The organism is Synechococcus sp. CCY9201 (genome assembly GCF_034931105.1).
In the GTDB taxonomy this organism is placed as follows: domain Bacteria; phylum Cyanobacteriota; class Cyanobacteriia; order PCC-6307; family Cyanobiaceae; genus CBW1002.
Genome location: NZ_JAYGIC010000140.1, coordinates 1 through 2,239 on the forward strand (window position 1 = coordinate 1; position 2,239 = coordinate 2,239).

5 protein-coding genes and 2 pseudogenes are annotated in these 2,239 nt (G+C 64.1%); 1 reads left to right on the plus strand and 6 read right to left on the minus strand.

From position 1 onward, the window contains the following. Positions 1–430: AAA family ATPase (locus tag VB716_RS13335; protein ID WP_323270743.1), on the plus strand; the 430-nt coding region annotated here is incomplete at its 5' end. Positions 431–536: 106 nt separating this feature from the next. Here VB716_RS13335 and VB716_RS13340 read toward each other — a convergent pair. From VB716_RS13340 to VB716_RS13365, 6 genes and pseudogenes are all read right to left on the minus strand, one after another. After that, the gene (locus VB716_RS13340) at positions 537–836 is read right to left on the minus strand and encodes a DUF86 domain-containing protein (RefSeq protein WP_323270744.1); all 300 of its coding nucleotides are present in this window, start codon (positions 834–836) and stop codon (positions 537–539) included. A 40-nt stretch (positions 837–876) separates the two neighbouring features. Beyond that, on the minus strand, positions 877–1,173 hold the full coding sequence (locus VB716_RS13345; RefSeq protein ID WP_197155543.1) for a nucleotidyltransferase family protein: 297 nt from the start codon (positions 1,171–1,173) through the stop codon (positions 877–879). A gap of 42 nt (positions 1,174–1,215) precedes the next feature. After that, a pseudogene (locus tag VB716_RS13350) lies at positions 1,216–1,542 on the minus strand (DUF3427 domain-containing protein); the annotation flags it as partial. A 1-nt stretch (position 1,543) separates the two neighbouring features. After that, the gene (locus VB716_RS13355; RefSeq protein WP_322756936.1) at positions 1,544–1,888 is read right to left on the minus strand and encodes a DUF5615 family PIN-like protein; all 345 of its coding nucleotides are present in this window, start codon (positions 1,886–1,888) and stop codon (positions 1,544–1,546) included. After that, the gene (locus VB716_RS13360) at positions 1,885–2,103 is read right to left on the minus strand and encodes a DUF433 domain-containing protein (RefSeq protein ID WP_322756935.1); all 219 of its coding nucleotides are present in this window, start codon (positions 2,101–2,103) and stop codon (positions 1,885–1,887) included. The genes VB716_RS13355 and VB716_RS13360 overlap by 4 nt, the downstream gene beginning before the upstream one ends. A gap of 9 nt (positions 2,104–2,112) precedes the next feature. After that, positions 2,113–2,239, minus strand: a pseudogene (locus VB716_RS13365) (IS630 family transposase); the annotation flags it as partial.

A 2,239-nucleotide genomic window follows, 5' to 3' on the forward strand; every position in this document is an offset into this window, starting at 1 on the left:
CGCTGCTTCGCCCTGGCCGGCGACGGCGGCGACCTGCCGGCCGTGGTGCCATCTGAGCGTGAGCACGGGGGAGGGGCTGTTCCGGCTGCGCTTCCACCAGCCGGGCCTGCTGCGGCCGCTGGATGCCGCGGAACTCTCGGACGGCACGCTGCGCTACATCCTGCTGACGGTGGCGCTGTTCAGCCCGCGCCTGCCGCCGCTGCTGGTGCTCAACGAAGACCGACATCGTGCTGGCGCCGATGCGCAGGCCGCGCAGCAGAATGCGGGCGAACGTTTCCAGCCGGGGTGCGGAGGGCCTGATCATCGGCGGCTCTTCAGGCAGACGGCGCCGGAGCTGAACGTGGGCGGCATTGTGAGCCATCACCCCACCCAGCCTGCACCGCCAGGTGCTGCAGGCTGTCATGAGATCGGTCTGGCCGCGGCGGTCTAGCTGGGTTCGTGCCGGAGCACACCTTCGCGGTGGATCCAGGGGGCGTCGTTGCGGAGGGGGACTCGCCAGAGCGAGACCAAGGCCATGAATGTGAAAGCTGATCGTCTCAGGCCAGCACGGCCTCGAGCTGAGTGATCAGCAGGGGCAGCTCCACCTGCACGACATCCCAGACCACATCAAGGTCGACACCCAGGTAGCCATGGATCAGCTGATTGCGCATGGCCACGATCTCACGCCAGGCGATCTCTGGATGGTCAAGTCTTACCTCAGGCGGGATGCGGGCTGCTGCTTCGCCGATGAGTTCGATGTTGCGGAGAACCGCGTCCTGTACCAGTTGGTTGTCGAAGAACTGGTCGCGGTTCAGACCAGCGCAGTAGTCCACAGCTCGACGTGCAAATTGATCCATGTCCCGGGCGTAGAGCCGCCAGTCACGACCAGACGGGCGATCAGATGCTGATGGCATCAGCCTCCACGCTCTGCCGCAACTCCTGCCTGAGCGCCTGTTCCGTCACCAGGTCCACGGACCTGCCGAGAAGATCCTCCAGAAACACCTGGAGGCCATAGAACCGCCTGGCGGTGGAGGGGGCTTCGAACGCCACCAGCAGATCCACATCGCTCTCTGGAGTGGCCGCTCCCCGTGCCCATGAGCCGAAGATCCGGAGGCTGCGCACACCGAAGCGCTCGCTCCAATCGGGCGCGTGCTCTCTGAGCAGGCGGATCAGGTCGTCGGCGGTCTCAGCCATTGCGCAGGAGCTTGTGGGAGGCGCTCGGCAAGCGATCGAACGCTAAACCGCCAACGCCATCACCGGTAGCCAAGCCGCCGGTATCGGCCGCTCCAGCCTCCATCGAATCGCCATCGGCCGCTCCGCCTCGTGGCTTTCGTAGCGGACAAACCCCAGACACCGAAACGGCTCGGTGACACCCTCGGCGCGGCCCCCTTCGCGCCGGTGCTCGCGCACGAACCGCAGCACCCGTGAACCCCGCGTCTCGTGGTGGATGTACCGCTGGCCGCTGGGGGAGGCGGCTGTGGTGATGCTCTGGCTCTCCCAGAGGAACAGGGAGGGGCCCAGGGCCAGGTCGCGGGTGCGGGTGGTGGGGGAGAAGAGGGCGTCGTCAGGCAGATGAGCGAACTTCTACCCATGGCTCTCCTTCATGAAGGCTGGTGATGGCCTGATCAAGCGTTCGCAGCAGGACTGCTTGAAGAGCCTTGTTGGAAGTGTTTCCCACACGAAGCCAGATCACCTGTGGTGGGGGGCCTTGCTTGAAGAGAAGAGCGAGGAAGTCGCGATCTTTCGTCATCACAACGGCACCTGCGGTCTTCGCGTGGGCGAAGATGTCACGGTCTTCGGCATCTCTGAGGCCGAGATTCCTGACAGGCACGGCTTGGATGTGAGGCCATTGCGCCATGATCCAGGTCGCCAGGGCTGGCGAGAGCTGGGCATCAAGCCAGAGAATCACGCCACCAGAACCGGGTGATCCAATTCGCGAGCGGCATAGGTGAGAGCAGCCTGTAGATCTTCGGGCTCAAGATCCGGTAGCTCGGCAAGGATCTGGTCGGGGCTGAGACCGGCCGCGTAGAGATCAAGCACATCGCTCACGCGGATCCGCATCCCCCGGATGCATGGCTTGCCGCCGCATTGTGCAGGGTTGTAGGTGATGCGCGAATCATTCATGGCATCAATCTAGTGTGCCGTCCCGGAGATTTGTGAGCAAAGTCGCTGGAGCTTTTCAAGTATTGAGTCCGCCGTCGCGGTCCAGTTGAACGGCGCCTTGGTCTTGTTGTAGGCCGCCACGAACTGCTCGATCTTG